Below are 4,070 nucleotides of genomic sequence, written 5' to 3'. Positions count from 1 at the left end.
CTGTTGAAAACAACTACGCCAACAGGCTGGCTTTTTTAGATGCATATGAAATTGATGCACTACTAATGGCTGCTGGTTGTTTCTCGGCTGGTTCAGACAAAACCGGCACCGTTGATATTGATGAAGTAGTATACATTAATGGTTTTCTTGATTGTTGTGGACTGAATCCAATTTTAAATGACCATGATTACGATTTTAACCACGACAACAATTATTACTTTAATTTCACTGAACCGAGATTAGGCGACGCACAGTTTCATTATAATCGTGGAGTTTACGAAGACCGATATATCCAGTTTCTGGTTTGGAACAATGTCTATTATCCTGTAAATGAAGACGGCGTCTCAGAGGGGCCGGTATTCTCAATTTATGACATTTTTGAAGGTAATGTTGATTATAAAGGAATCGGTGCTCAGCCGCAATTTACTTATATGTGGGGAAGCTTTGCTCACGACAAAGTACAGGGTTTTGTAATCGCCATTGATGATGCAGTACAAGTTCTGGATTATGTACATGGCGATTCAAATATTATTTTCTTACCAAATTATCAACCTTAAAATATAAAATCACCAGGCAATTGTGGGTTTATTAAATTTTTCCCGTGTAGTAATCTGAAGAGTGACCATCTGCCTTTCCCGGGCAGATGGTTCCTTAAAATCCGGCAATATGTTTACACATCGTACCACAATTTCTCTTCTAAAAGGATGTATTCTTTTTATCTTTTACTTTGGTACTACCCACATTTTAACTGCACAACACAGCCGGATAGAAAAATCAAACCAAACGGAATTAAAGCAGTTTGCCTGGCAAAGAGGTGCTGCGTGGACAGAACAAAAGAAATTTGCAGATTCAGTTGCAGCCAGCTTAAACATACCCGTGTTTTATATCGAAGAAACCGGGCGGATAGTTAGTCTTCAGCGCACGGGGCTTAACAATAAACCGGTTTATTATGCCACCGATAATTTAAGTGTTGCCTCAACACTTTCAGTCGATCAGCTTTGGTCTGCCGGCAACGAATACCCCGAACTTACGGGTGAAGGCATTGAAATAAACCTGTGGGACGGAGGCACGGTATTGGCTACTCACCAGGAGTTGATGAGCCCTGAAGGTTCGCGAATTACGATGCGCGATTTAGATTTGCCCCTATCCGATCACTCCACACATATTTCCGGAACGATGATAGCCACGGGAAAAAAAACCGAAGCCAAAGGAATGGCAGGACTAGCCCTTATAAAAGCATGGGATTTAAATAATGACATTGCCGAAATGGCCAGTTCTGCTGCCGATGGCATAGCAATTTCAAATCATTCGTACGGACCATTATGCGGTTGGTACTACAATTCACAAAACGAAAACTGGTACTGGTACGGCGATCCCGGCATTTCGGCTACCGAAGACTACGAGTTTGGTTTTTACAGCGATGTAAGTGCCGACCTTGATTATATTGCGTTGATGGCCCCCCACTACCTCATCGTAAAATCGGCCGGAAACGACAGAAACGATGGTCAGGAAACGGCAGTGGCACATTACGTGTGGGATGAAAACTGGGTTTTGGTGAACGATGAACGCGAACCTGACGGTGGCGAAGATGGTTACGACTGTCTGTCGCCGGTGGCGGTAGCCAAAAATATATTGACCATAGGAGCTGTTGATGATGCCCAAAATATGACTGCCTTTAGTGGTTTCGGGCCAACTGATGACGGACGGATAAAGCCTGACCTGGTTTCTGATGGTGTGGATGTTTATTCCTCCATCTCGTCAACCAACACAAGTTACGAAACCTACACCGGCACTTCAATGTCTACCGCAGCTGCAACCGGTTCTATTGCTCTTTTGCTTCAACTTCAGGATTTGCTTCGCCCCGGAGTTAAATTAAGATCTTCCACCTTAAAAAGTATTTTGATCCATTCCGCCACCGACTTGGGTAATCCCGGTCCCGATTACAGTTTTGGATGGGGGCTGATTAATAGTAAAGCTGCAGCCGATATTATTTACAACAATTCAAACAATCAGGGCAAAACTATTTATGAGGCAGTTTTAAACGAAGGAGAAGAAATAACAATCCCTGTAAAAACAACCAGCGATGCGCCATTTTTTAAAGCCACAGTTTGCTGGACAGATCCGGCAGGGCAAGCTTCCTCACCAGCTCTAAATCAAAGAACAAGCAAACTGGTAAACGACCTTAATTTGACAGTAGAAAATACAACAACAGGACAGGCTATTCTTCCCTGGGTGCAGGATGTTGAAAGTCCGGCAACTTCGGCTACGCACGGAATAAATCATACCGACAATGTGGAACAGGTTTATTTTAAAAATCCGGTCGATAATGATTTTACGATCAGAATCTCACATTCAGGAACTCTGTCCGGAGGTTCGCAACAATTTAGCCTCGTAGTTACCGGCATCGAAACATTGTCGGAAATTTTTCCTCCTCAAAATTTAAGCTATTCCATAAGCGAATCTGCCATTTTGCTCAGCTGGAGTCCTCCCGTTTCAGGCATTCCTGATAAATATAAAATCTACCGAAATAGCTCTTTTCTGGCCGAAAGTAATACGCCCGCCTATTCGGATGCGTCGATTATTTTCGATAATGAATATTTGTATTACGTAACAGCGGTTTATACCATTAATAACGCAGAAACCGAAAGCCTTGGAACCAATGAAATTATAGTTTACCCCCGATCAGCCCTTGAATTACCGTACATTGTCGATTTCGAAACCGGAACAAATGATGTAAAGATAAAAAACAACATTTCCGGATGGCAATGGGGAGATAGCGACTCGTTAAATTGTTATTACCTCGATTTTTCATCCGATTCCACGAAGTTTATTGCCTCCGATTCGTATTCTGCCGGAGAAGCAGTACATGTTTCCGATATAGCGGCAACTCCCCCGCTATTGCTTGGTAATTATTTAAACTGTACGCTTTCATTCGATTATTTGCTAAAAACGGAAATTTACGACGCCATTGATGAACTACACGTAGTTTACAAAAAACAGGAAGAAACGGAGTGGCATGATTTAATTAAGCTGGAAAAAGCCGTTGCATGGACACATAAAACAGTTGAACTGTCCCCTGAAATTTGTAAAAACGGCACACAGCTGGGCTTCTGTTACGACGATCTTTACCAATGGGGAATGGGCGCCGGACTGGACAATATTTCTGTCACGGGCGAAGAAAAACCACGTGTTACAGACCTTACCATTATGGCATTAGATTATCCGGTTTCAACATGTTCTTTGTCCGGGGATGAAAAAGTAGCCGTATCAATCAAAAATATCGGACCGGATCCGGCCTTAGCCGGCGACCGTATTTCAATTCTTATGAAGTGTACCTCCAACGAAAACGTTGAAGAAATTGCGGTGCTTGCTGAAACGCTCTTATCCAACGAAGTGTTGAGCTATGAAATGAACAGGCGTTTGGACCTGAGCTATGAACAGAGCTACACCTTTGAATTTTATCTTACTTGTGCACTCGATAGCAACAGTACCAATAATTCATTCGAAAAAACCATCGAAATATATGGATATCCGCAACCAACAATCGTTACATCTGACCTTTCATTCTGTGAAGATGAGCTGCCAATTCTAATCGAGGCAGTTCCCGAAGGAGGAATACTTTGTGGTGAAGGTGTTTCCGGACTCTATTTCGATCCGTCACTGGCCGAAGCGGGAACACATACCTTAACCTACACCATAAACGAAAATGAATGTACAGGTGAAATTGAATTTCAGGTAGTCGTGGATTCTATCATTCAGCCCCAAATATTAAATGACAAGCTTACTTTCTGCGAAGATCAACTAGCCGTTTTAATCGAGGCAGTTCCCGAAGGTGGAATCCTTTCCGGTGAAGGTGTTTCCGGGCTTTATTTCGATCCGTCAGTGGCCGGAGCGGGAACACATACCTTAACCTACACCATAAACGAAACTGAATGTACTGGTGAAATTGAATTTCAGGTGGTCGTAGATTCTATCATTCAGCCCCAAATATTAAATGACAAGCTTACTTTCTGCGAAGATCAACTAGCCGTTTTAATCGAGGCAGTTCCCGAAGGTGGAATCCTTTCCGG

General features: G+C 42.8%; 2 protein-coding genes. Both read left to right on the top strand.

Annotation, left to right across the window (positions count from 1 at the left end):
- On the top strand, positions 1-557 hold a 557-nt coding region (locus ABZB17_RS21145; RefSeq protein WP_372653389.1), incomplete at its 5' end, for a hypothetical protein.
- 109 nt (positions 558-666) lie between these two features.
- On the top strand, positions 667-4,070 hold a 3,404-nt coding region (locus ABZB17_RS21140; protein ID WP_372653386.1), incomplete at its 3' end, for a S8 family serine peptidase.

Source organism: Draconibacterium sp. (genome assembly GCF_041583095.1).
In the GTDB taxonomy this organism is placed as follows: Bacteria; Bacteroidota; Bacteroidia; order Bacteroidales; family Prolixibacteraceae; genus Draconibacterium.
Note: the sequence above shows the minus strand (reverse complement) of the source record. Positions and strands in the feature narration are given on the sequence as shown.